Consider the following 24,068-nt stretch of genomic DNA (forward strand, 5'->3'; position numbering starts at 1 on the left):
GCAAGAGAGCCGCGCAGGAGCCAAGATGTCAGCCCAAGAGATCATCCAGATAGCCAACGAACTGAGTGCCAGGGGGATCACCCCCTCCACCGCCATGGTCAAGGCCCGCCTCAGTCACCCCGTGCCCATGGCCGAGCTGCTCAAGGTGTTGAGCCAGTGGAAGCAACAACCCCAGTCAACAGACCCGGCCCCGGCCAGCGCCCCCGCCGTTGCCGCCCCGGCCCAGGCCCAGGCCATCGATTTGCAACAGCTGGGCGAGCAGCTCAACCGCCTCGAGCAGAAGGTCGATCGCCTGACCGCCCTGCTGCTCAAACAGCAGCAGGATTGATGCCTCCCCATGTATATCCTCGAACTCAACTTTGAATGCTACCGTGACACCTCCCTCGGCGAGGCCGAGCCGGCCATAGTCAACTACCTCGACATGCTGCGCTACCAGGGGCAGATCCTGGGGCGGGAGTTTCCCACCAGCATGCAGGATGGCGGCTTTGTCACTCGGGTGGTCTGCCCGGAGCAGGACAGCCTGCACCCGGACAACCAGAGCGAGCAGGTCGCGCTGGCCGAACAGGGCCTGCACCAGGCGGGGCTGCTGGCTCCCAAGCCCCAGCTGCTCGGCATGGATCTGCTCTCCGACAGTACGGATCCTTGCGGCCAGGAGGGCGAGCGGCCGAGCTGGATGCTGCTCTACACCAGCTTTGTGCACACGTGCTCTCCCTTGCGCTGCGGCGATCATTTCGCCCCCATTCCGCTCTACCGCCTGCCCGCCATCGCCAACGGTGACCACAAGCAGATCATCAAGTGGCAGGAGGATTGGGAGGCCTGCGATCAGTTGCAGATGAACGGCTCCATCGCCGAGCACGCGGTACTGCACGAGATCGGCGAGGTGGGCAGCCGCCTGCAGCGCCGGGGCAGCGATCTGGCCAGACGGCTGGAGGGGCTCTGCGGGATCCCGACTTACTACTATCTCTATCGGGTGGGCGGCCTGAGCGCGGCCGGGGAGAAAGCCCGCCCTTGTCCGAGCTGCGGCGGTGAGTGGGCACTGGCAGCGCCATTGCACGAGATATTCGACTTCAAGTGCGATCCCTGCCGGCTGGTCTCCAACCTCTCCTGGGACTTCAAGGACTAGCTCCGCCTGCGCCGTTTCCCCCCATGAAAGAAGGGCCTTGCCATCTGGCAAGGCCCTTCTCTTTAATACTGGGCGAGCGAAAACGGATCCGCTTACTGCGGCAAGGTCTCCAGCCGTGCGAGGAAGGCCGGCAGGGAGGGGGCCAGCACCAGACGGCGGCCGGAGTCCAGCCACTCCAGCCACACCTGGCCGCTCTCGTTATCTAGCGACACCAGCGTCATCTCGTTGCGGGTGGTGGCGATGAAGAGCGACGGCGTGCGTTTGAGTTTGCGCAACATCAGCAGGTGGCCGATGAGATTCTCCTTGAGCAGATCCAGATCGGCCTCGTTCCACGGCAGTATGAGCTCGATGCGCAGCCCCTTGTAGGAGCAGGGAAGCGGGCGGCTGAACCAGTGGCCAAACAGGGCCATGGCGCTCGGGTGCAGGGTCAGTTCGAGGGCATCGGCCATGGCCGCAAAGTCGGCAGGTACAGGGCGACGGTACGGGCGCCAGGCCACCCGTCCCTCTCTGGGCTCATCCAGCTCGCAAGGTGAGCGCCAGTCGGCCTCCCACTCGCACAGAGGCAGCCCTCGCCTCGCCTCGCCATCGCGCTGCCAGCGTAAAAAGAACTGCTCCAGGGCAGACAGGACTTGATCCGACATCGATATTCCCCACAATAGCGGCCTCTGATCGCCGCAAGAACCTGACCGAAAAATCCGGGCATTGCACCATCAAACCCTTTATCAGACAAGCGTGAGCAAACAAGCATGAGCAAACAAGAGAGATACGCAGGCGCCAGCGCGTTGCAGGGCCTGAGCCTGGGGCAGCAGTCTGACTACATCAGCCAGTACACCCCGTCCCTGCTGCAACCCGTGCCACGCAGTCTGAACCGCGACGATCTCGGCCTTGGCGAGACGCTGCCCTTTCAGGGTTGCGACGTCTGGACCCTGTACGAACTCTCCTGGCTCAATGCCAAGGGCAAGCCCGTGGTTGCGCTCGGTGAAGTGGCCGTGCCCGCCACCAGCCCTAACCTCATCGAATCCAAGTCGTTCAAGCTCTACCTCAACTCCTTCAACCAGACCCGTTGCGACTCCCTGGAAGCGGTGCAGGCACTGCTGGCCAAAGACCTGAGCGCCTGCGCCGGAGCTGAGGTGAGCGTCACTCTGTTCCCCCTCGATCAGGCCCCTCACCAGATAGCGCTGCTGCCGGGCGAGTGCATCGACGAGCAGGACATCGAGATCGACAGCTACGAGTTTGACCAGACCCTGCTGCAAGGGGCCGCAGAGGCGGACATAGTGGAGGAGACACTGCACAGCCATCTGCTCAAGTCCAACTGCCTGGTCACCAGCCAGCCGGATTGGGGATCCCTGGTGATCCACTACCGCGGCCCGCGCCTCAATCGGGAGAAGCTGCTGCGCTATCTCATCTCCTTCCGTCAGCACAACGAGTTCCACGAGCAGTGCATAGAGCGCATCTTCATCGACCTCAAGCACTTCTGCGCCCCGCAGCAGCTGACCGTCTATGCCCGCTATACTCGCCGCGGGGGGCTGGACATCAACCCATTCCGCAGTGACTGGGAACCCGTGCCCGCCAACCTGCGCCTCATCCGCCAGTAAACCCGGCGCCACAAGCCGGGGGATCAGGCCCATCACCCATGTCAGCAATGAACTCTGGACGGGCGGGGGTGGGCTTGGATAACATGCCTGCACCTCCGTGCCGTTCTTAATCCAATGAATCAACTGTTTTTTCTGGCAATGATGATGTCCTCCCTGTCGGCTCCGGATCTGGATCTGGCCAAGGAGCAGTTGTCTATCGATCTGCAGCAGGCACAGACCCTGGTGCTGAGCGATCCCGCCAGATGTGTCCAGATTGCCACCTCCTTCCTCGAACGCACGGCCAATAACCCCAAGCAGATCATCAGCAACCGTCAGGAGTACGGCTATCGGGAGCCGATCCTGAGCTATGGCACTGCGACCCAGACCACGGGGGCCTACCTGCTTCAGGGTGAGTGCCTGCAGCAGCTGGGACAGCGCCAGCCGGCCCAGGACGCCTTCGACAAGGGCATCGCCATGGCCGAGAAGGAGCAGCAGTTCGAGCTGCAGGCCCATGGTCTCTACCTCAAGATCCGCAGCCGGGAGATGCAGGAGCATGCCCCTGGCGCCAGTACGATGGCGCTCGAACAGCTTGACAAACTGCTGACCAACCCCGGCCTCAAAGAGAGCCAGCTGCAGGTCTACAGCCGCCTGTTGCACGTCAACGCCAGCATGGAGGAACGGCAGTTCGATCTGGCCAAACGCCAACTGACCGAGGCGCGTCAATGGGCTGAGCAGGCCAAGAATCCCCTGGCCAGGGCCTGGGTCAGCGCCGTAGGAGGGGACCTCTATCAGGCACTCGGGCAGCCCCAACTCGCCCTCGGAGAGTATATCGATGCCCAGCAGCAGGCCAAGAATCTGCAGGATCCCCTGTTCCTCGGTCTGCTGTCGAACCAGATGATCAGCCTCTATCAGGCGGAGCAGGAGCCGCAAAAGGCGCTGCAGTATGCCAACGAGGCGGCCAACTACTTCCATGCCCTCGGCAACCCCTCCCTGCTCAGCGACGCCCTGATCGTGCTCGCCCGCCTCAACCGGGATCAGAGGGAGATGAACATGGCGCTGGTCTACTTCTTCAATGCCCTGGATCTGCTGGACGAGGGCAACAACCGCACCCGCATCGCCCACCTCAAGTTCGAGATAGGCAAAACCTATCTGCAGACCGGCAACCTGACCCTGGCCCGCAACTACCTCAACGCGGCGCGCCAGTCCCACGAGCTCGGGGACGACAAGGAGTCGCTGATCGATACCCTGTTGCTGCTCGGCGAGCTGCACCTCAAGCAGCAGGAGGCGGGCATCGCCATCCTGCAGCTGGAGAATGCCCTGACCCTGGCCAACCGGCTTGGCGACATCCGCCGCCAGTTTGAAATCTTCCGGCTGCTCGCCATCGCCTACGAGCAGAAGGGCTACCTCCAGCAGGCCCTCGAGAGCTACAAGAATTATCACCAGCGCAGCGAGCTGGTCCGCCAGCAGCAGCTCGATCTGGAGCAGGAGGCGGTCCGCGACAACTACGCCCAGGTGGAACGCGCCCAGCAGGTCAAGGAGCTGGAGCAGCGCCTCGACCAGAGCCGGCATCAGCAGGAGCGCTATCTCTGGACCAGCGTCAGCACTGGCCTGCTGCTGGTTCTGTTCATCTACCTGTTCTTCACCCTCTGGCTCAAGCTGCGGGTCGCCCGCCTCAATGCCAGACAGCTGGGCGAGGCCCTGCTCATCGAGCCGCGCAGCGGCCTGGCCAACTGGCAGCGGCTGATGAGCCGCTGGCCTCGCGAGATGGCCAAGCGTCAGCAAAAATCCGATCGCTGGTACCTGAGCGAGCGGCCCACCAGCGAGTTTGACGATAAGCTCCACTACCTGCTGTTCCGGGTCCCCTTCCTGGTCAACAACTTGGAGCAGCATGGATATCAGGTCAGCCGCGAGATTGAGCAGGCCTTCGGCCACTATATCAATCAGCTGACCCCCCAGGATGGCCGCATCTACGATCTGCGCGAGGGACACCTGCTCTATGTGGTGCCCCAGCGCCACGTAGCCCAGCTGCACCAGCTGGCGCAAGAGCTGCTGGACACCCTGGCCGCCTTCCCCTGCGAATACCCGCTGGACAGGCACATCAGCCTCGGCATCGTCAGCCATCCCTTCCTGCCCAAGGCGGCGATGGCCCTCGACCATCACGGCCTGTTCGACCTCTGTTATCTGGCGCTTTCGGGGGCCATGCAACTCAGTGAAAAATACCAGCAGAGCGTCTGGTTGGAGCTGGCAGCCATCGATTGCCAACAGGCCGCATTTTTTAATGGCGATGTGTGGCAATGCTGCTTGATGGCAATTGACAAGGGACTGGTAAAAGTAAATTCTTCTCATGAAAAGCAATGGGTTAATTGGCTTCTGCTTTCACGGACGAAAGCGCCGGATAAGCCATGACAACAAGGTACTCAACGGGGTCTTTCATTGGCTTACTGTTGCTGGACGACACAAAAACGATAATGACAACAGGGCGACCTGAACAATGAATGATATCGCTGCTGTAACAGGACAACTGGCAAGACTCAGGGAATCCCTTCAGCAAAAACAGCAGGAGCTCGATGGCATGGCCACGTTCTCCGATGCCGAACGCACCCGCAGCATCCAGTTTATCGGCAAGCTGATGCAGGCCTGCCGTGGTCACGATCGTGAATTGGACAACCGACTCGCCAAGCTCAAGCAGAAGCTCGATGGCAATCCCCCGCTGTCATCGCTCGACGCCGACCTCGCGGTCATCGAGAAGCTGTTGCAACAACATGGTCACGCCATGGAGGAGTCCATCAGTCTGACCCGGGCCGCCATCGAACTGGGCAGCAAGCAGCTCAAGTCCTTGAAGGGCTTTCCGGAAGAGACCCGTCGCTCCCTCAAGGAGTTTCTCGCCAGCCCCGAGGGCTATGGCATCGGCGATCACCAGAAGAAGGTGATCCGCTTGCTGGAGTTCTACCAGCAGGCCATCAAGATCCAGCTGCTGCCACGCCAGCCGCTGCTCGCCCCCGAGATGGTCACCGAGCTCTCCAACCCGGCGCCCACCGACTCTTTCGATATCAAGGCCCACGCCCAGATCTCCGATGAGCTGCAGCGGCTCATCACCGAGCTCGACTTTGCCGGATCCGTGGGCGAAAGCCTGGCGGACATCCGCCGCCAGCTGCTGGGAGGGATCACGCCGCCCCTGCTGGCGGAGATCTGCCTGCAAATCATCGAGCTCATCATTGAAGGGACCCGGGAGGAGCGTAAATCCTCCCAGGCCTTCCTCAGCTCCCTCAACGAGAGCCTCTCCGCAGTACATTTCAACTTTACCGAGTCCCTGGACGAGGGGCGGGCGCTGCAAAATGCCGCCCACCTCAGCGGCCAGGCACTGGAGCGGGAACTCGCCGCCATCGATCGCACCATGGCGACCCATGACTCCCCGTTGTCCCTCAAGGGAGCCATCTCCAGCCACCTGGATACCATCCGTCGCCTGCAGCAGGAGCGGGAGGCCATGGCCAGCCGCGAGCGTCACCTGCTCACCCACCTCTCCAACATGGAAGCCAAGCTGCGACTGATGAAGGAGGAGACGGCCGAGTACAAGAAGCGGCTCACCATCCAGAAGCACAAGTTGTTCCTCGACAGCCTGACCCAGGTGCACAACCGGGCGGCCCTCGACGAGCGGCTCGAACTCGAATACAAGCGCTGGCTGCGTTACGGCACCCCGCTGTGTCTGGCCATCATCGACATCGATCACTTCAAGAACATCAATGACAACTACGGTCACATGGCCGGAGACAAGGCATTGAAAGTGGTCGCCAAGGCTTTGCAGAACGCCTTGCGCGACACCGACTTCATCGCCCGTTTCGGGGGGGAGGAGTTCGTGGTGTTGCTGCCGAACATCAATCCGGACAAGTTCCAGAAACCCCTGGAGAACCTGCGCCAGACGGTCAAGAGCATTCCGTTCCGCTTCCGGGATGCCAGGGTCGAGATCACCATCTCCATCGGCGCCACCCTGTTTAGGGAAGGAGACCATACCACGGACGCATTCGAGCGCGCCGACAAGGCGCTCTACAGCTCCAAAAACTTGGGCCGGGATCAGGTCAATCTGGCCTGAATCCGGATTGACCGACGGCTAAAAAACAGGCAAACGCACTTTTCCCCTATTCCCCTGCCCCACCCCTTGCCTCTACTATCGAAATCGAGGGATGCCATGGCATCCCGTTTTCTCCCCAGGGAAAGCACAACGATAACAAGCGAGTGAAAGGGGAAATTATGATTACACACATCAATCCCGTGGGCAGCATGGACCTGCTGTCCCAACTTGAGGTGGATCGCCTCAAGCAGACCGCCTCCAGCGATATCTATCAACTGTTTCGCAACTGCTCGCTGGCGGTGCTCAACTCCGGCAGCCACACCGACAGCTCCAAAGAGATACTGGAGCGCTTCAAGTCCTTCGACATTCATGTGATCCGGCGCGAGCGCGGGGTCAAACTCGAGTTGTTCAACGCCCCCGAGCACGCCTTCGTCGACGGCGAGATCATTCGCGGCATCCAGGAGCACCTGTTCTCCGTGCTGCGCGACATCCTCTATGTCTCGACCCAGCTGGAGTCCAATCGCCTGGTCAACCTGACCAACTCCACCCACATCTCCAACGTTGTGTTCGCCATCCTGCGCAACGCCAAGGCGATCCTGCCGGGGGCAGACCCCAACCTGGTGGTCTGCTGGGGCGGTCACTCCATCAACGAGGTGGAGTACCAGTACACTCGCGCCGTGGGCAGCGAGCTGGGCCTGCGAGAGCTCAACATCTGCACCGGCTGCGGGCCTGGAGCCATGGAAGGGCCCATGAAGGGGGCCGCCGTCGGCCACGCCAAGCAGCGGGTGCGCAATGGCCGCTACATCGGCCTCACCGAACCCTCCATCATCGCCGCCGAACCGCCGAACCCCATCGTCAACGAGCTGGTGATACTGCCGGACATCGAGAAGCGACTGGAGGCCTTCGTGCGTCTGGGACACGGCATCATCATCTTCCCGGGCGGGGTCGGCACTGCCGAGGAGCTGCTCTATCTGCTCGGCATCATGATGCACCCGGCCAACGAGCGGCAGCCCATGCCCATCATACTGACCGGTCCGAAGGAGAGCGCCGACTACTTCCGCGCCATCGACGACTTCGTCAAGGCCACCCTGGGTGAACCGGCCACCAGCCTCTACCGCATCATCGTCGGGGATGCCCCGGAAGTGGCGCGCGTGATGAAGGAAGCGATGCCGAAGATCCGCGAATACCGAAAATCAGTGGGGGATGCCTACTCCTTCAACTGGTCCTTGCGCATAGAGCCGGAGTTCCAGCTGCCGTTCGAGCCGGATCACGCCAGCATGGCAAGCCTGGATCTGCACCGCAACCAGCCGCCCCAACTGCTGGCGGCAAACCTGAGGCGCGCCTTCTCCGGCATCGTCGCCGGCAACGTCAAGGAGGGAGGCATTCGCGCCATCGAGAAGAAGGGCCCCTTCAAGCTGCACGGCGACAAGGAGCTGATGCACCTGATGGACAGGCTGCTGGAGAGCTTCGTCAGGCAGCAGCGCATGAAGCTGCCTGGCAGCCAGTACATCCCCTGCTACGAAATCGTGAAATAAGGGCGCAGCGCCCGTGATGACAGGAGGGGCCCAGTGCCCCTCCTTCACTACTTCCCGGCCCTGGCGTCCGGGGTTAGCATGACGCCCATCCCTTGTTACAATGGGCCGTCCCGACCGCCAAGAGTGCTCCCTGCCATGCAACACCTCAGGCCACATCTGCTCATCATCGATGCCCTCAACCTCATCCGCCGTCTGCACGCAGTGCAGGCCCAGCAGGCACTGACCCCCGCCCAGGCCCTGATCGCCACCCGCGCCAACCTCATCAATACCTGCAAGAAACTGCTGACCGGCAGCGAGCCGACCCATGTCATCGCCGTGTTTGATGGCGAGGTGCACAGCTGGCGCAAGGAGATCTATCCGGCCTACAAGGAGGGGCGCACTCCCATGCCACAGGAGCTGAGGGAGGGGCTGGCCGACTTGCAGGACGCCTTCTGGGAGTGCGGTGTGGATGCCCTGCTCTCCCAGACCGACGAGGCGGACGATCTCATCGCCACCCTGGCCAGTGGAATTGCCCAGCACGGTGCCAGGGCCACCATCATCTCCACCGACAAGGGCTTCTGCCAGCTCATCTGCCCGCAGATCCGGGTGCGAGATTACTTCAACAAGCGCTGGCTGGATGAGGCCTTCGTCCAGCAGCAATATGGCGTCGCCCCTGCGCAGCTGGTGGACTTCTGGGCTCTGACCGGCATCGGCGGTTCCAATATCAAGGGCGTGCCGGGCATAGGGCCAAAGACGGCGACCCAGCTGTTGCAGCAATATGGCGGTCTGGCCGCCATGCTGGACGCCTGCCAACAAGAAGACGCGAGCAAGCCTCTGCTCAAGCTGCGCCAGCACAGGGAGGATGCCCTGCTGGCCCAGCGGCTGGTGCGGCTGCAGCAGGACATCCCCCTCGGTTTCAATCTGCGGGAGATCCGCTATCCACCCGAGCCCGATTCGGAGGCGTGATCCCCGGCACACAATTCCCCGAAACAGGCCGTACCTGTTGACATAAATGGGAAAAATGTAAAGAAACATGGAGGAAGTGGTGCAAAAATGGTATAAAACCGCCGAATCCTCCCCCTCTGTTCCCTAGAAGTGGATACGTCTCATGTCAAAAAGAAAAATTACCGTCATTCCGGGCGACGGCATAGGCCCCAGCATCATCGAATCCGCCATCCAGATCCTGACCCACGCCGGCTGTGATTTTGACTATGACTATGCCGATGCCGGTCTGGTCGCGCTGGAGAAGCACGGCGAGCTGCTGCCCCAGGCCACGCTCGATTTGATTGAGAAGAACAAGGTCAGCCTCAAGGGCCCCCTCACCACGCCGGTCGGCGGCGGCTTCACCTCCATCAACGTCTCCCTGCGCAAGAAGTTCAACCTCTACGCCAACGTGCGTCCGGTGATCTCCTTCAAGGGCACCAGGAGCCGTTACGACAACATCGACATCATCACGGTGCGTGAAAACACCGAGGGTATGTATTCGGGTGCCGGCCAGAAGCGCAGCGATGACAACCAGAGCGCCGAGGCGATGAGCATCATCACCCGCGACGGGGCCGAACGCATCGTCACCTTCGCCTTCGAGCTGGCGCGCCAGGAAGGGCGCAAGAAGGTCACCATCATCCACAAGGCCAACATCCTCAAGTCCACCTCCGGTCTGTTCCTGGAAGTGGCGCGCGAGGTGGCTGCCCGCTATCCGGATATCCAGAACGAAGAGATGATCGTCGACGCCGCCTGCATGAACCTGGTCATGTACCCGGAGCGGTTCGATGTTATGGTCACCACCAACCTGTTCGGCGACATCCTCTCGGATCTCTGCGCCGGTCTGGTGGGGGGCTTAGGCATGGCACCCGGTGCCAACATAGGTGAAGGCGCCGCCATCTTCGAAGCGGTACACGGCTCGGCGCCGGACATCGCCGGCAAGAACATCGCCAACCCGACCTCGGTGATCCTCGCCTCCATCCAGATGCTGGAATACCTCGGCATGCAGGACAAGGCCGAACGCATCCGCGAGGCAGTGCGGGCGACCATCGAATCCGGTGATCGGGTGACCCGGGATCTGGGGGGCACGGCCTCCACCAGCGAATTCACCCAGGCCATCATAGACCGTCTATAAATCATATCTAACTGATTGATTTAAAAAGGGAGCTTCGGCTCCCTTCGTTTTATGCAGGATCCCCCTACCTCCCTCGTCAGATGAATACTATGTTCATATGAGGGATAAGGAGATCCACTATGCGTGCTACCTTCATCTTGCTGATCTTCAGCAGCAGTACCATGGCATTAGACAGGCCCATCGACAACGCCTGGTTGACACCGCCCCCTCAGTTCGAGCAACCGGCCAAGCAGACCTGGCGGTCCACTATAGATACCAACGACCTGCTCAAGAGCCCCAAGCCGCTCTCCCTCGGCGTGGACATCATGACCGACAGCAACGGCACCCAGCGGATCACGGCCTACCAGAAACTCAATCTGACGGCCGAGAAGAGCGTGAGCCTCTCCTTCGAAAAGCACAAACCCAGGATCAAGTTCAATGCCGGCGGTATCAACACGGCGGTCAAACTCCGGGGTGACGGCGTCAAGATGCAGTTCAACCCCACCGACAAGACCATTCCACTTCAGGTCGAGCTCAAGATCACCAATGACGAGTCCATGATGCGTTTCGACTACCGCTTCTGAGGGCGCCAGAAAGCAAAAACCGGACGGAGCTACCCCCGTCCGGTTTTTTTGGCGTCACCCCAGGTGACGCGGGTGCCCGAATCAGGACTTGGGTTCGAGCTTGGAGACCCAGAACTTGTTGTAGACGTGCACCGTGATCTCTTCGCGATCGTGGTAGAGCTGCTTGGCCTGGATCACGAACGCATTGTCGATCTCCTTGAGCATCTCCCGCAGCACCTCGATATTGTGCACCGCCTCGGCATAGCGCTTCTTCATCGGCAGCTTGAGGTTGAACATGGCTTCCTGGCAGTCGTTCTCGCGGAACCAGTCGGCAATCATGTGAACCACCCGCGCCGGCTTGTCCACCATGTCACACACCAGCCAGTAGGTGTTCTTCTTGCCTGGCCGCCAGACGAAGCCGTCGTCGCGAATGTGCTTGACCTGACCGGTATCCATCAGGGACTGGGCCATGGAGCCGTTGTCCACCGCGGTCACCATCATGCCACGGCGCACCAGCTGATAGGTCCAGCCGCCCGGGCAGGCGCCCAGATCGACGGCCTTCATGCCGGAGGTGAGACGCAGCTCCCACTCTTCCCGCGGCACAAACACATAGAAGGCCTCTTCCAGCTTGAGGCTGGAGCGGCTCGGGGCGTCAGGCGGGCAGCGCAGACGCGGAATGCCCATGTGGAATTCGGAGTTGTTGAAGGAGTAGGAGTACCCCAGCAACAGGTGATCATTGGCCATGAAGAAGGCGTGGAACACAGGACGGTGCGGCGTCTCCTTCTTGGTCAGGATCTCGTTGCCGCGCAGCGCCTGGCGCAGCGGCACGGTGAACTTGCGGCAGAAGGCAGAGAGCTCCTTCGCCTCGTTGGTGTCGGCCGTTTCCACCCGCAGATCGCCACAGATGGCATAGTCACGGGTCGCCTCTATGATGGGAGAAACCCGATCGGAGAGGTCCAGATCCTTCAGCTCATGGGTCACCACCAGCATCTGGCGGATGAAGATGAGTTCACGAAACGGCAGCTTGCGGGCCAGCAGATCCGCCTGCTCCTCGTCATACAGCTCGAAAATCACGTAACCGCTGTCGTCCTTGACCCGGGCGAAGCCGTAGCACTGCATGTTGCTGGCTCGTTCGGTGATCTCTGCCGCCGCCTCTTTCTCAAAACCCGGGCGGCAATAAAGCAGCAGATTATTCATTTTTTCCTCCAAGACGACAGCCGGCCCATATCAGAGCCGCCCATCCCAACATAAAACAGAGGCCACCGGCCGGGGTGATGAGCCCCAGCCCCTTGCTGCCAAGCAGCACCATGGCGTAAATACTGCCGGAGAATCCCAGGATCCCCAGCACAAAGGTCGTGCCTGCAAAGGTAATCACCTTGCTGCGCACACCGCACCACCCCAGCACCAGCAGGGCCAGGGCGTGAAAAAACTGATACTGCACCGCGGTGTTGAACGCAGCCAGCAGTGAAGGGGCTATGCCGGTCGCCGCCAGCCCGTGAGCCCCATAGGCTCCCAGCATGGTGGCTGTCAGGCCGAAACAACCCGCCAGCACCAGCCAATGTCGATGGACTTGCATCCTCTCTCCTCGTTCTCTGCGCGCGGCAATCCCTTCAGACGCACCGGGACGGGGTCGCCGCGATAAACTCCTTGATCCGCTCCGCAGCCTCGCGCAGGTTCTCCTGCTCGCTCACGCCACTGGCCTTCCTCGGCTTGAAGCCATGATCCCCATCGGTCAGCCAGTGGACCGATACGGCGGGGGAGAAGGGGAAATCGGCCAGCTCGGCGCGAGAGCCAAAGGTGTCGCGCTCCCCCTGCAGCAGCAGGGTCGGCGTCGTGATCTGTTTGAGCACCTCACCCCGCCAGCGGTCGGGGCTGGCCGGGGGGTGGAAAGGATACCCGAGAATGAGCAATCCTGCAGCATTCATCTCGTCGCCCCCTTCATGATAGAGCTCGGCCGCCATCCGCCCCCCCATGGACTTGCCCGCCAGGAACAAGCGGGGATGGGCAAATGCGCGCACCATCTCGCGCCAGTGGGCGAGCAGCACGGGCTGCCGGTCCGGCGGCCTGCGCTTGCCATCCAGGGCCCGCTTGCTCATGTAGGGGAAGTTGAAGCGCACCACCTCGATGTCCGGCCCCGCCAGCAGGCGCGACAGCTCGGCGAGGAAGGCGTGGTCCATGCCGGCACCGGCGCCGTGGGCCAGCAGAATGCGAACGGGGGCATCGCTCGCCCCCTCTCTTGTCACATCCATCCCCTCAAGCATCGGCGAGACGGGCCCGGCGACGGGCTTCCTCTTGCTCCACCAGCTCCAGCATCCAGTCGCGGAAGGCCACTATCTTGCCCTGATCGGACTGCTGTTCCTGGCACACCAGGTAGAAGGCATTCTTGCTCACCAGCACCTGCTCGAACGGGCAGATGAGGCGACCCGCTTCGATCTCGGGCTGGGCCAGCACGCTGTGACCGAGCGCCACCCCCTGACCGTGGATCGCCGCCTGGATTACCATGGTGGAGTGGCTGAAGATGGGCCCCTGGTTGACGTTAGGGGCGTCGATGTCGAGCTGACGGAACCAGGCCTTCCAGTCGCGTCGGGAGGTGTCGTGCAGCAGGGTGTGCCTGGTCAGATCCTCAGGGGTGCGCAGGGGCTTGGGGCCGGTCAGCAGCAGCGGTGAACAGACCGGGATCAGGTACTCGGTGTGCAACTTGTCCGAGCGCAGTCCGGGCCAGTTGCCACGGCCGTAGTAGATGGCCACGTCCACGTCGTCGGTCAGGGATCCCTCGTCCATGTCCACCGCCTTGATCCGCACATCGATGTCGGGGTGGCGCTCGCTGAACTTCACCAGCCTGGGCACCAGCCACTGGATGGCGAAACTCGGCTGCAGGGAGACGGTGAGCGCCCCCTTGGCGCTGCGGGCCAGCAGCTTGTCGGTGGCCTCGGAGATGGAGGCGAAGATGTCCTTGATGTCGAGGAAGTAGCTCTGTCCCTCCTCGGTCAACAGCAGGGAGCGGTTCTTGCGACGGAACAGCTTGATGCCGAGGTACTCCTCCAGCGCCTTGATCTGGTGACTGATGGCGGCCTGAGTCACAAACAACTCTTCTGCTGCGCGGGTAAAGCTTAAGTGGCGAGCCGCTGCTTCGAATGCCTTCAAGGCATTGAGCGGGGGTAAACGACGAGACATGACACCAGCCGACGATGAGTTTTTCTAATGGGGCGCATTATAAATTGTCGGTTGCGGGTCGACCAGTGAATAAACATAATTCGCCACGCAATACGTTGCCATATGGCTCACACCTTCTCTTCCATGTTGGTTTACATGTGGTTTTTGTGAGTGGGCCGACAACGGTTGTGGTGTTGTGTTTCTTCCTCTGCGGGAAGAAGGGCTAAATCGATGCGATTTAACCCAGTCTGTCATCTGAATGTGTTTGGCGCCTCCGGTTGGATGGCGCCTTTTTTCTTATCTCTATACCCTGAACTGCCCCACCAGTTGCTGCTGTTTATCCGCCAGTTGCGACAACTCGCGTCCGTTGTCGGCAGAGCTCGCCGCCTCGGCCCGGATGGTGTGGCTCACATCGCGGATGTTGCTGACGTTGCGATTGATCTCGTCCGCCACCCCGCTCTGCTCCTGGGCCGCCCTGGCTATCTGCTCGTTCATCTGATGGATGGTGCCAACCGCCTGGATGATCTGCTCCAGCACGCTGACCGACAGCTCCACCTTGCCAAGCGTCACATCCGCCTGGCTGTGGCCCGTCATGATCGCCTTGACCACCGCCTCGGTGCCCGACTGCAGCTCGGTGATCAGCGTCTGGATCTCGATGATGGCGTTCTGGGTGCGACCGGCCAGGTTGCGCACCTCGTCGGCCACCACCGCAAAGCCGCGACCCTGTTCACCGGCCCGCGCCGCCTCGATGGCGGCATTGAGCGCCAGCAGGTTGGTCTGCTCGGCTATTCCCTGGATAACGACGAGGATATCGTTGATGTTGTCGCTGTTGGCGGCCAACCGCTCCACCACGGGCTTGGCATCGCTGATCACCGCCATCAGCCTGGACATGGCCTGCTGGGTATCGGCGACCACGGATTTGCCCTCCTGGGCCGCCATGTCCGCCTGGTTGGCCGCGCTCACCGCCGAGCTGGCATTGCCCGCGACCTGCAGGGCGGTAGCGCTCAGCTCCTCGAACGCCGTCGCCACCAGATCCACCTCCTGATACTGGGACTGCATGCCGGCACTGGTGCGAGCTGCCCCTTGCGCCGCCAGCGCCGCGCTGGCCCGGGTACCGGCCACGGTATCGATCACCTGGCTGATGGTGGACTGCAGCTTGTCCAGGAAGTTGTTGAACCACTTCGCCAGCTCGCCGATCTCGTCATCGCGACGCAGGTCGATGCGCTGGGTCAGATCCCCCTCGCCGCTGGCGATGTCCTTGAGACGGGCCACCACGGTGCGAATAGGGGCGACGATGCGCCGGGCCATCAGCCAGATGCAGAGCAGGGCAAGGGCTGAGATGGCCCCACCGATCAGCAGCTGGGTGGCGACGCTGCGCTGGGACTGGGTCTCCAGCTCATCCTGCAGTTGCAGGGCGGAGGTGAGCACCACGGTCCGGGGCAGTTCGATATAGATGCCCCACTGACGATCCGTCCCGCGCATGCTGACCGGCACGAAGGTCTGCAGCAGGGCGCCATCCGGGCTCCAGCGCGTGACTACCTCCCCCTTGGCGAGCCAGCCGTTGAGATCCGCCGCCAACCCCTGCTGCGCCAGGGTATCCCCAAGGGCGACCTTGAACCCTTCGACCCCGGCTACCCGCCCCTCGTGACTGAGCAGCAGCACCTTGCCCTGCCCCTCATAGAGCGTCTTGTCCATCTCCTCCACCAGGCTTTGCAAGGTGGCCAGCGAGATGTCGACCCCGACCATGCCGAGCAGATTGCCCTGCTCCAGCAAGGGGGCCGTCACCGAGGTCATCAGCACCTGCCGGGAGCCCACCTCGTCCACATAGGGATCGAGCAAACAGAGAGCCTTGCTGCGAATGCTGCAGCTGTACCAGTCATTCTCCAGGCCGCCGTGCCCGGACGGCTTGTCGTTGGCCAGCAGCGCCTCGTCCATCACCTCCAGGGTCACCTTGCCATCGACTCTGGCCCAGTAGCTGGAGAAGCGTCCCTTGTCGTTGGCCCCGAGCGCCGTCGAGCCCTGATAGTTGTCATCTTCCCCATCGAGCTGGTTGGGTTCGAATACCGCATAGACCCCGAGCAGATTGGCCGACGACTCCGCCGCGTCCTGCAACTGCTGGTTCACGGCACTGCGCAGCGCCTCGGAGTGAACGAAGTTGTCCGCCGCGTTCTTGCGCTGGAACAGGATGCCCTCCGCCAGCAGGGTGGCCCTGAAATAGGCCTCGTCGAGGTAGCTGGTCACTCTGGCCGCCTGGGTGGCCCCCATGGCCTTCATCCAGTTTTCTGCCGTGTGCTGCCCCTCCAGGGTGGTGGAGGTGAGCACTTGTTCCTGCATGCGCGCCGCGTTGAAGAGGGAAGAGGCGACCAGTGCGGCGGCACTGGCCAACAGGCAACAACCGGCGATCAGGGTGATCCGCCCCTTAACAGAAAGAGAACTCATGCCACATTTCCTGACGTCTAAAGATGTAAGTACTGTATCGGTTTTGGAAACAAAAACTTAACCAAATCAACTGAGATCCAGGCTGAGTTGATTGATTTCCCCGGCCCCGGGCAGTCCCACCACCAGCCCGAGCAGGCGAATGGGTTTTCCTTGAGACCGTTGCAACCCCTCGTGCAGCAGATCGTGGAAACGGGTCGCCTGGTAGCTCCCCTTGCGATAGACGGTAGTCTGGTGGAAATCGGCAAACTTCAGCTTGATCCCCTGCCCCATCAACGCCTCCGCAGGGCAAGCCCTGGCAAAGCGCAGCTCCAGCTCAGGAATGAGCCGGCCGAGCACGGCCCGGCAGGCGGCTTCATCCAGCACGTCGCTGGCGAGCGTCGTCTCCACCCCTATGCTCTTGCGTATCCGCCGGGCCTGCACCGGCTGATCGTCATGCCCCCAGATGCGACCGGCGAGCATCTCCCCGAGCTTGCCGAAACGGCTCACCAGCTCCTCGTTGCCGAGCTGGCGGGCATCCTCGCAAGAGTAGAGCCCGAGGGACTCCAGCCGTTCCGCTGTCTTGCGGCCGATGCCGGGCAGTTTGCCAAGGGGCAGCTGGCGCACGAACTCGTCCACCTCCTCTGGCCTTATCACGAACAGGCCATCCGGCTTGCGCTGCTCGGAGGCGAGCTTGGCCAGGAACTTGTTCGGCGCCACCCCGGCCGAGGCGGTCAGCCCCAGTTCGAGGGCGATGGCGGCGCGGATCTCGGCCGCCATCAGGGTGGCGCTGCCGCCGCAGTGGGGGCTGTCAGTGACATCGAGGTAGGCTTCATCGAGGGAGAGCGGCTCCACCTGCTCTGTGTAGCGCAGGAAGATAGCTTGCAACTGGCGGGAGGTCTCCTTGTAGACGGTCATCCGCCCGGGGATCAGCACCAGCGGCGGACAGAGCTTCCTGGCCAGGGCGCTCGGCATGGCGGAGCGCACCCCGAAGCGGCGCGCCACATAGTTGCAGGTGGAGATGACGCCGCGCCTGTCGGCCGAGCCGCCGATGGCGAGCGGTACTTCCCGCAGGGCCGGATTGTCCCGCATCTCCACCGCGGCGAAGAAGCAGTCCATGTCGATGTGAATGATCTTGCGCATGCCAGAGTCTGTTGAGCTGTCGGCGCCTGCCGCACGGTTGCGACACATGGTGCCAGGTTGAGGCAGGGCTCATCTCGGTGAGCCGAAGGTCACGTCTCGCAGGGTCACCACCAAGAGCCTGGTTGCGTGCCACCCGTCACAGCCATGATGAGACGTCAAACACCACTGTATGAATAACCAGTTGGCATCCCATGCTACCCCAGCCCTGTCATTTCTGCCAGCGCACGGGAGGAGGCGGGCGGATAGACTCTCAAGGCATCATCCACATGGAACTCAAGGAGGAGAGAGATGAGAGCAATCTGGCCGGGACTCTGCCTGCTGCTGCCACTGACGGGCATGACCAAGGACCATCCGACCGCCGAGTGCAGTTGGCTGTTTGAACGTATCGAGATACTGGAGAAGGCCATCAAGCAGGGGGACGAGCTGGGCACGAGGGAGGAGTTGGCAAAGCGGAAGGTGGAGTTTCGCAACAAGGCCTGCAGCCAATACGATTACTGAACGCCATGAAAACGCGAGCCGACCCGGGGTCGGCTCGCGTGCACTCGATGCCCCCATAAGCGGGCGCTCGCCCTCAGAGGATGCGGTTATCCACCAGCATCTTGCGACGGGCCTCTTCCTTGGCCATCTTCTTCTTGCGATTGTCGCAGGGTTCAGGGCAGTCGCACTCCTTCTCGATCCCTATGGTGCCGAGGCCGCCACAGGAGCCGGAGATGGTCTTCTTCTGGAAGATGTAGCCGATGGCCATGGCCACCACCACCACCAGAAACACCCCGAAGGTGATCAGAAAGATCTGCATGGTATTACCCCTTTACTGTTTAACCAGATACGGCTCAACGGCATCCGGCTACAAGATTCTTCGATACCGCCATCCCGGTGAGTGATGGCGGCCTCTTGACGATTAACCGGGCTGCTTGGCCAGGTAGGGCTTGAAGGCATCCGAGTAAGCCTCCTCGAAGCCATCGTCCGTCTTGGTGATCACGAAGATGGCCAGACCCCGCTCCTTGGCATAGGCCAGGCTCTTCTGCGTCCCCATGACGGTCAGCGCCGTGGCCAGCCCGTCTGCGGTCATGCAGGAGGGGTGGATCACGGTGACCGACACCATCCGATGGGTGATGGGCTTGCCCGTCAGCGGATCTATGGTGTGGGAGAAGCGCTTGCCATCCAGCTCGTAGTAGTTGCGATAATCCCCCGAGGTGGCGACGCCGTTGTCCCCGGGCACTATCACCTCCTGCACCGAGCCGGCATTGGCGGTCGGCTTCTCGATGGCGACGCGCCAGGGGTGACCCTTGCCGTTGACGCCATTGATCCGCAGCTCGCCGCCGATCTCCACCAGGTAGTTGCGCGCCCCCAGGGATTCCAGGTACTCGGCCACCTTGTCCACCCCAAAGCCCTTGGCGATGGCGGAGAGATCTACGTAGAGGTCCGGGATATCCTTTTGCAGGGTGTCGGCGTCGACCGAGGTTACCACATGCAGATTGCCGAGGCCCGTCTTCTGCCGGGTCTGGGTAATAAGCTCGTCGGATGGCACCTTGGTCGGTTTGGCATCCGGCCCAAAGCCCCACAGATTGACCAGGGGGCCCACGGTGACGTCCAACGCCCCGCGGCTCTCGCGGCCAATGTGAATGGCCTCGGTCACCACCCGGGCGGTGTCACGGGAGACCACCAGCGGGGTACTACCCTTGTGCTGGTTGAAGCGCGACAACTCGGAATCCGGGCGATAGGTGGACATCTGATCGTTGACCCGCTCCAGCAGGACATCGACCTCGGCTTGCAGCTTGGCGGTATCCGTGACGGCGGCATCCGCCACCTTGATGGAGTAGTAGGTGCCCATGGTGCTGCCGGTGATGTGGATCTCCGGCTTGGATTGGACCGATTCCTGACCGCACCCCGTCAAGAAAAAGGCTAGCCCGAAGGCTAGCCAGGTCTTTACAACACTGTGCATGGATTAACCACCAAAGTCATCCAGGAGGATGTTCTCGTCTTCAACGCCGAGGTTTTTCAGCATGTTGATGACGGCAGCGTTCATCACGGGAGGTCCACACATGTAGAACTCGCAATCTTCCGGCGCCTCGTGGTTCTTGAGGTAGTTCTCGAACAAGACGTTGTGGATGAAGCCGGTGTAGCCATCCCAGTTGTCTTCCGGTTGCGGATCCGACAGGGCGACGTGCCACTGGAAGTTGTCGTTCTCGGCGGCCAGCATGTCGAAGTCTTCGACATAGAACATTTCGCGCTTGGAACGGGCACCGTACCAGAAGCTCATCTTGCGCTTGGTCTTGAGCCGGCGCAGCTGATCGAAGATGTGGGAACGCATCGGCGCCATACCCGCACCACCACCGATGAACACCATCTCGGCGTCGGTGTCCTTGGCAAAGAACTCGCCGAACGGGCCGGAGATGGTCACCTTGTCCCCAGCTTTCAGGCTGAAGATGTAGGAGGACATCTGGCCGGGAGGCGCAGTCCAGTTGCTGGGCGGTGGGGTCGCGATCCGCACGTTCAGCATGATGATGCCGAACTCTTCCGGATAGTTCGCCATGGAGTAGGCACGAATGATCGGCTCGTTGACCTTGGACTCCAGCTCGAAGATCTTGAAGCGATCCCAGTCCCCGCGATACTCCTCGGGGATGTCGAAGTTCTTGTACTGCACGTGGTGGGCAGGGGCTTCGATCTGGATATAACCACCGGCGCGGAACGGTACGCTCTCGCCATCGGGGATCTGCAGCTTGAGTTCCTTGATGAAGGTGGCCTTGTTGTCATTGGAGATGACGGTACAGTCCCACTTCTTCACGCCGAAGATCTCTTCCGGCAGCTCGATGTCCATGTCGGAACGGACGGTGACCTGACAGGCCAGACGCTCGCCATGACGGGCTTCGCCCTTGCTGATGTGATCCAGCTCGGTCGGCAGAATGTCGCCGCCGCCGGCCTTGACCCGCACCTTGCACTGACCACAGGAGCCGCCGCCGCCACAGGCGGAGGAGACAAAGATACCGCTGCCGGCGAGCACGCCGAGCAGCTTGCCACCCGCCGGGCTGGTGACAGCCTTGGCCGGGTCGCCGTTGATGCTGATTGTCACGTCACCCGCGGTCACCAGCTTGGACTTGGCGAACAGAATGACTGCCACCAAGGCCAGCAGGATCACGGTGAACATGACCACACCCAGAATAATTTCCATCTATATTTCCTTTCCGATTACAGGGAAATACCAGAGAAGGACATGAAGCCCAGCGCCATCAGACCCGCGGTGATGAAGGTGATGCCAAGGCCGCGCAGGCCTTCCGGAACATCGGAGTACTTCATCTTCTCGCGGATCCCCGCCATCGCCACGATGGCCAGCATCCAGCCTGCACCCGACCCCACGCCATAGACTACGGACTCCACGAAGTTGTAGTCACGCTGCACCATGAAGGAGACACCACCGAAGATGGCGCAGTTCACCGTGATGAGCGGCAGGAAGATGCCGAGGGCGTTGTAGAGCGCCGGGAAGTACTTGTCCAGCGCCATCTCCAGGATCTGCACCAGAGCCGCAATCACCCCGATGAAGGTGATGAAGCTCAGGAAGCTGAGATCCAGGCCGGAGACCAGGGCACCGTCTTTGAGCACGTAGTTGTAGATCAGGTTGTTGGCCGGAACGGCAACGGTCTGCACCACGATAACGGCAATGCCGAGACCCATTGCGGTCTTGACCTTCTTGGACACCGCCAGGAAGGTACACATCCCCAGGAAGAAGGAGAGCGCCAGGTTTTCGATGAAAATCGAACGAATCAACAGACTCAGATAGTGTTCCATACCTTAATCCTTTGCCTCCACCTGCTTGGGATCCTTGGTGCGCACGCCCCAGATGATCAGACCAATGATGAAGAATGCACTCGGCGGCAGCAGCAGCAGGCCGTTAGGCACATACCAGCCACCATTGTTCACCAGCGGCAGCAGCTCGATACCGAACCAGGTGCCGGAGCCCAGGATTTCACGCACCGTGGCCACGACCAGCAGCACGGCACCGTAACCCAGGCCGTTGCCGATGCCGTCCAGGAAGGAGGGCAGCGGGGCGCTCTTCATGGCATAGGCTTCGGCACGACCCATCACGATACAGTTGGTGATGATGAGGCCGACGAACACCGACAGTTGCTTGGAGATGTCATAGGCATAGGCTTTGAGCACCTGGTCAACCACGATAACCAGCGAGGCAATCACCGCCATCTGGGCGATGATCCGCACGCTGTTCGGGATCTGGTTGCGGATCAGGGAGATGAACAGGTTGGAGAAGGCGGTGACCGCGGTAACGGCCAGCGTCATCACGAACGCCGTCTTCATCTGGCTGGTAACGGCCAGCGCGGAACAGACACCCAGCACCTGCAGTGCGATGGGGTTGTTGCCGAGCACAGGCGTCAACAGCAATTTTTTCATTTCGCTCTTGTCAGCCATTGTTGATTTCTCCTGCACGTACCTTGGCCAGGAAGGGACCGAAGCCCTTGGGGCCCATCCAGAAGTCGAAGGTGTGCTGTACGCCATTACCGGTCAGGGTTGCGCCAGACAGGCCGTCGATTTCATGCTCGGAACCAGCCGGAGCATGGCCCTTGATCACCCGCAGCGCAGGCTGACCGTCCTGATCGAACAGCTTCTTGCCGACGAACAGCTCGCGCCAGGCCGGGTTCTCGATCTCGCCACCCAGACCCGGGGTTTCACCGTGGTCATAGTAGGTGATGCCCTTGATGGTCTGGCCATCGGCCGCGACCGCCACGAAGGCATACATGGTGGACCACAGACCCTGGCCGTAGATCGGCAGGATGATGTTGTCGACCTTGCCCTCGGCATCTTTCGCGAAGAACACCGGGATCAGCTTGGAGATCTGACGCAGACCGGCCTTGTCGTCGGCAGGCGCCAGGCGAACACTCTTGGCCGGATCTTTGGCCGCCAGCTTGGTGTCGAAGTTGTCGGCATCGCCGTCAACGAATTCACCGGTGGCCAGATCCACCAGACGCGCTTCAATCTTGTCGCCATACAGCTGGGCCAGGTCACGCTTGGCTACCGAGCTGACATCGACACCGGCAACGGACAAGATGTTGCTTTGCTTGTCCAGCGCCTTGTTTTCCAGCTGGGCCGGACGCAGACCCACGGCGGCCACGGAGACCACGATGGAGCAGACCAGACACAGACCGGTCACTACGGCGAGAGTGCCGGTAGTAGAGTCTTTATTAAACGCCACGTGCGATCCTCCGCTTGATGTTCGCCTGCGCCACGAAATGGTCAAACAAGGGGGCAAACAGGTTGGCAAACAGAATGGCCAGCATCATGCCTTCCGGGAACGCGGGATTCACGACACGGATCAGCACGACCATGACGCCGATGAGGGCGCCGTACCACCACTTGCCCTTGTTGGTAAAGGCGGCGGAAACAGGATCGGTTGCCATGAAGGCCATGCCGAAGGCAAAGCCGCCCAGCACCAGATGCCAATGCCACGGCATGCTGAACATGGGGTTGGTATCGGAACCGATGACGTTGAACAGCAGGGAGGTCGCTACCATGCCGATCATGACGCCGGCGATGATGCGCCAGGAGGCGATCCGCATGTAGACGATCATGGCCGCACCGATGAGGATCATCAGGGTGGAGACTTCACCGATGGAACCTGGCAGGTTGCCGAGGAAGGCATCCATCCAGCTGATGGCTTCGCCGGTGGCACCGTTGATCAGCGCCATCTGGCCGCCCTGGGCCCACTGGCTCAGCGCAGTCGCGCCCGAATAGCCGTCAACGGCCACCCAGACGGCATCGCCGGAGATTTGACCCGGGTAGGCGAAGAACAGGAACGCACGACCCGCCAGGGCCGGGTTCAGGAAGTTCTTGCCGGTACCGCCGAACACTTCCTTGGCCAGCACCACGCCGAAGGTAATGCCGAGCGCGGCTTGCCACAGGGGCAGCTCGGGCGGCACTATCAGGGCGAACAGGATGGAGGTCACGAAGAAGCCTTCGTTGATCTCGTGCTTGCGCACCATGGCGAACAGCACTTCCCAGAAGCCACCGACCAGGAACACGGTCAGGTAGATGGGCAGGAAGTGCGCCGCACCGATCAGCATCTTGCTGCCGATGCCGGCCACGGCCGGATCCAGCGAGGCACCCAGCAGGGTCGCTATGGTGTATTGCCAGGTATCAGCACCGGCCGCGCTGCCCAGATGGGCGATGGCGGCGATGGACTGGTTGCCGACGTTGTACATGCCCCAGAACATGGCCGGGAACACGGCCAGCCACACCATGATCATCATGCGCTTCAGATCGATCGCATCACGGACGTGGGCGGCATTGCGGGTCACGGACCCGGGGGTATAAAACAGGGTATACGCCGCCTCGAACAGGGCATAGTACTTGGCGTACTTGCCACCCGGCTCGAAGTGATGTTCCATATTTTCAAGAAGTTGCTTGAAACTCATCGC

Annotated in this window: 24 protein-coding genes; 10 read left to right on the forward strand and 14 right to left on the reverse strand. The window is 61.5% G+C overall.

Annotated elements, in window-relative coordinates:
- Positions 1-25: 25 nt before the first annotated feature.
- Positions 26-328 (forward strand): hypothetical protein, encoded by a 303-nt coding sequence (locus tag KI797_RS15425; RefSeq protein ID WP_226169951.1) that lies wholly within the window; start codon positions 26-28, stop codon positions 326-328.
- A 9-nt stretch (positions 329-337) separates the two neighbouring features.
- Complete coding sequence (locus tag KI797_RS15430) at positions 338-1,123, forward strand: Zn-ribbon-containing protein (RefSeq protein ID WP_226169953.1); 786 nt, start codon at positions 338-340, stop codon at positions 1,121-1,123.
- A gap of 92 nt (positions 1,124-1,215) precedes the next feature.
- Here KI797_RS15430 and syd read toward each other — a convergent pair whose 3' ends face one another.
- On the reverse strand, positions 1,216-1,764 hold the full coding sequence (syd, locus tag KI797_RS15435; RefSeq protein WP_226169955.1) for a SecY-interacting protein: 549 nt from the start codon (positions 1,762-1,764) through the stop codon (positions 1,216-1,218).
- Positions 1,765-1,869: 105 nt separating this feature from the next.
- Here syd and queF point away from each other — a divergent pair, with 105 nt between their 5' ends.
- The 7 genes from queF (at position 1,870) to KI797_RS15470 (ending at position 10,956) form a co-directional block, all read left to right on the forward strand.
- On the forward strand, positions 1,870-2,718 hold the full coding sequence (gene queF, locus KI797_RS15440) for an NADPH-dependent 7-cyano-7-deazaguanine reductase QueF (protein WP_226169957.1): 849 nt from the start codon (positions 1,870-1,872) through the stop codon (positions 2,716-2,718).
- A 114-nt stretch (positions 2,719-2,832) separates the two neighbouring features.
- Positions 2,833-5,103, forward strand: coding sequence for a hypothetical protein (locus tag KI797_RS15445; protein WP_226169959.1), 2,271 nt, complete (start codon positions 2,833-2,835; stop codon positions 5,101-5,103).
- A gap of 85 nt (positions 5,104-5,188) precedes the next feature.
- Positions 5,189-6,784: a GGDEF domain-containing protein gene (locus tag KI797_RS15450; RefSeq protein WP_226169961.1), complete on the forward strand. Its 1,596-nt coding sequence runs from the start codon at positions 5,189-5,191 to the stop codon at positions 6,782-6,784.
- Between the two features lie 158 nt (positions 6,785-6,942).
- Positions 6,943-8,298, forward strand: a complete 1,356-nt coding sequence (gene ppnN, locus KI797_RS15455; protein WP_041206266.1) for a nucleotide 5'-monophosphate nucleosidase PpnN — start codon at positions 6,943-6,945, stop codon at positions 8,296-8,298.
- Positions 8,299-8,433: 135 nt separating this feature from the next.
- A complete protein-coding gene (gene xni, locus KI797_RS15460; RefSeq protein WP_005330737.1) occupies positions 8,434-9,243 on the forward strand; it encodes a flap endonuclease Xni in 810 nt (269 codons plus the stop codon).
- Positions 9,244-9,385: 142 nt separating this feature from the next.
- Positions 9,386-10,393 (forward strand): isocitrate dehydrogenase, encoded by a 1,008-nt coding sequence (locus tag KI797_RS15465; protein WP_005330735.1) that lies wholly within the window; start codon positions 9,386-9,388, stop codon positions 10,391-10,393.
- Between the two features lie 119 nt (positions 10,394-10,512).
- Complete coding sequence (locus KI797_RS15470; protein WP_043130933.1) at positions 10,513-10,956, forward strand: hypothetical protein; 444 nt, start codon at positions 10,513-10,515, stop codon at positions 10,954-10,956.
- A gap of 81 nt (positions 10,957-11,037) precedes the next feature.
- Here the strand turns inward: KI797_RS15470 and rlmM are convergent, their stop codons facing one another.
- The 6 genes from rlmM to dinB all read right to left on the reverse strand — a co-directional run bounded on the left by rlmM (position 11,038) and on the right by dinB (position 17,646).
- Positions 11,038-12,132 (reverse strand): 23S rRNA (cytidine(2498)-2'-O)-methyltransferase RlmM, encoded by a 1,095-nt coding sequence (rlmM, locus tag KI797_RS15475; protein WP_025327941.1) that lies wholly within the window; start codon positions 12,130-12,132, stop codon positions 11,038-11,040.
- Positions 12,125-12,511: a DUF423 domain-containing protein gene (locus KI797_RS15480; RefSeq protein WP_226169963.1), complete on the reverse strand. Its 387-nt coding sequence runs from the start codon at positions 12,509-12,511 to the stop codon at positions 12,125-12,127. Before KI797_RS15480 ends, rlmM begins: the two co-directional genes overlap by 8 nt.
- Before the next feature lie 34 nt (positions 12,512-12,545).
- Positions 12,546-13,184 carry an alpha/beta family hydrolase gene (locus tag KI797_RS15485; protein ID WP_226169965.1) on the reverse strand — a complete coding sequence of 213 codons (639 nt, stop codon included), beginning with the start codon at positions 13,182-13,184 and terminating at the stop codon, positions 12,546-12,548.
- Between the two features lie 4 nt (positions 13,185-13,188).
- Positions 13,189-14,109, reverse strand: a complete 921-nt coding sequence (locus KI797_RS15490; RefSeq protein ID WP_042649544.1) for a transcriptional regulator GcvA — start codon at positions 14,107-14,109, stop codon at positions 13,189-13,191.
- Between the two features lie 282 nt (positions 14,110-14,391).
- Positions 14,392-16,527 carry a methyl-accepting chemotaxis protein gene (locus KI797_RS15495; RefSeq protein WP_226169967.1) on the reverse strand — a complete coding sequence of 712 codons (2,136 nt, stop codon included), beginning with the start codon at positions 16,525-16,527 and terminating at the stop codon, positions 14,392-14,394.
- Between the two features lie 66 nt (positions 16,528-16,593).
- A complete protein-coding gene (dinB, locus tag KI797_RS15500; protein WP_043130924.1) occupies positions 16,594-17,646 on the reverse strand; it encodes a DNA polymerase IV in 1,053 nt (350 codons plus the stop codon).
- 288 nt (positions 17,647-17,934) lie between these two features.
- Between dinB and KI797_RS15505 the strand changes: the two genes are divergently transcribed.
- Positions 17,935-18,144 (forward strand): hypothetical protein, encoded by a 210-nt coding sequence (locus tag KI797_RS15505; protein WP_042649547.1) that lies wholly within the window; start codon positions 17,935-17,937, stop codon positions 18,142-18,144.
- Positions 18,145-18,217: 73 nt separating this feature from the next.
- Here the strand turns inward: KI797_RS15505 and nqrM are convergent, their stop codons facing one another.
- The 7 genes from nqrM to KI797_RS15540 all read right to left on the reverse strand — a co-directional run bounded on the left by nqrM (position 18,218) and on the right by KI797_RS15540 (position 24,065).
- Positions 18,218-18,442, reverse strand: a complete 225-nt coding sequence (gene nqrM, locus KI797_RS15510) for a (Na+)-NQR maturation NqrM (protein ID WP_005330718.1) — start codon at positions 18,440-18,442, stop codon at positions 18,218-18,220.
- Positions 18,443-18,544: 102 nt separating this feature from the next.
- Positions 18,545-19,588 carry an FAD:protein FMN transferase gene (locus KI797_RS15515; protein ID WP_226169969.1) on the reverse strand — a complete coding sequence of 348 codons (1,044 nt, stop codon included), beginning with the start codon at positions 19,586-19,588 and terminating at the stop codon, positions 18,545-18,547.
- 3 nt (positions 19,589-19,591) lie between these two features.
- Positions 19,592-20,815: an NADH:ubiquinone reductase (Na(+)-transporting) subunit F gene (nqrF, locus tag KI797_RS15520; RefSeq protein ID WP_005330715.1), complete on the reverse strand. Its 1,224-nt coding sequence runs from the start codon at positions 20,813-20,815 to the stop codon at positions 19,592-19,594.
- Between the two features lie 17 nt (positions 20,816-20,832).
- Positions 20,833-21,429 (reverse strand): NADH:ubiquinone reductase (Na(+)-transporting) subunit E, encoded by a 597-nt coding sequence (gene nqrE / locus KI797_RS15525; RefSeq protein WP_005330713.1) that lies wholly within the window; start codon positions 21,427-21,429, stop codon positions 20,833-20,835.
- Between the two features lie 3 nt (positions 21,430-21,432).
- Positions 21,433-22,065 (reverse strand): NADH:ubiquinone reductase (Na(+)-transporting) subunit D, encoded by a 633-nt coding sequence (locus KI797_RS15530; RefSeq protein WP_005330711.1) that lies wholly within the window; start codon positions 22,063-22,065, stop codon positions 21,433-21,435.
- Positions 22,058-22,846, reverse strand: coding sequence for a Na(+)-translocating NADH-quinone reductase subunit C (locus KI797_RS15535; RefSeq protein ID WP_025327949.1), 789 nt, complete (start codon positions 22,844-22,846; stop codon positions 22,058-22,060). The genes KI797_RS15530 and KI797_RS15535 overlap by 8 nt, the downstream gene beginning before the upstream one ends.
- The gene (locus KI797_RS15540; protein WP_042649549.1) at positions 22,836-24,065 is read right to left on the reverse strand and encodes an NADH:ubiquinone reductase (Na(+)-transporting) subunit B; all 1,230 of its coding nucleotides are present in this window, start codon (positions 24,063-24,065) and stop codon (positions 22,836-22,838) included. Before KI797_RS15540 ends, KI797_RS15535 begins: the two co-directional genes overlap by 11 nt.
- Between the last annotated feature and the right edge of the window lie 3 nt (positions 24,066-24,068).

Source organism: Aeromonas media (assembly GCF_020423125.1).
GTDB classification, from domain to species: Bacteria; Pseudomonadota; Gammaproteobacteria; order Enterobacterales; family Aeromonadaceae; genus Aeromonas; species Aeromonas media.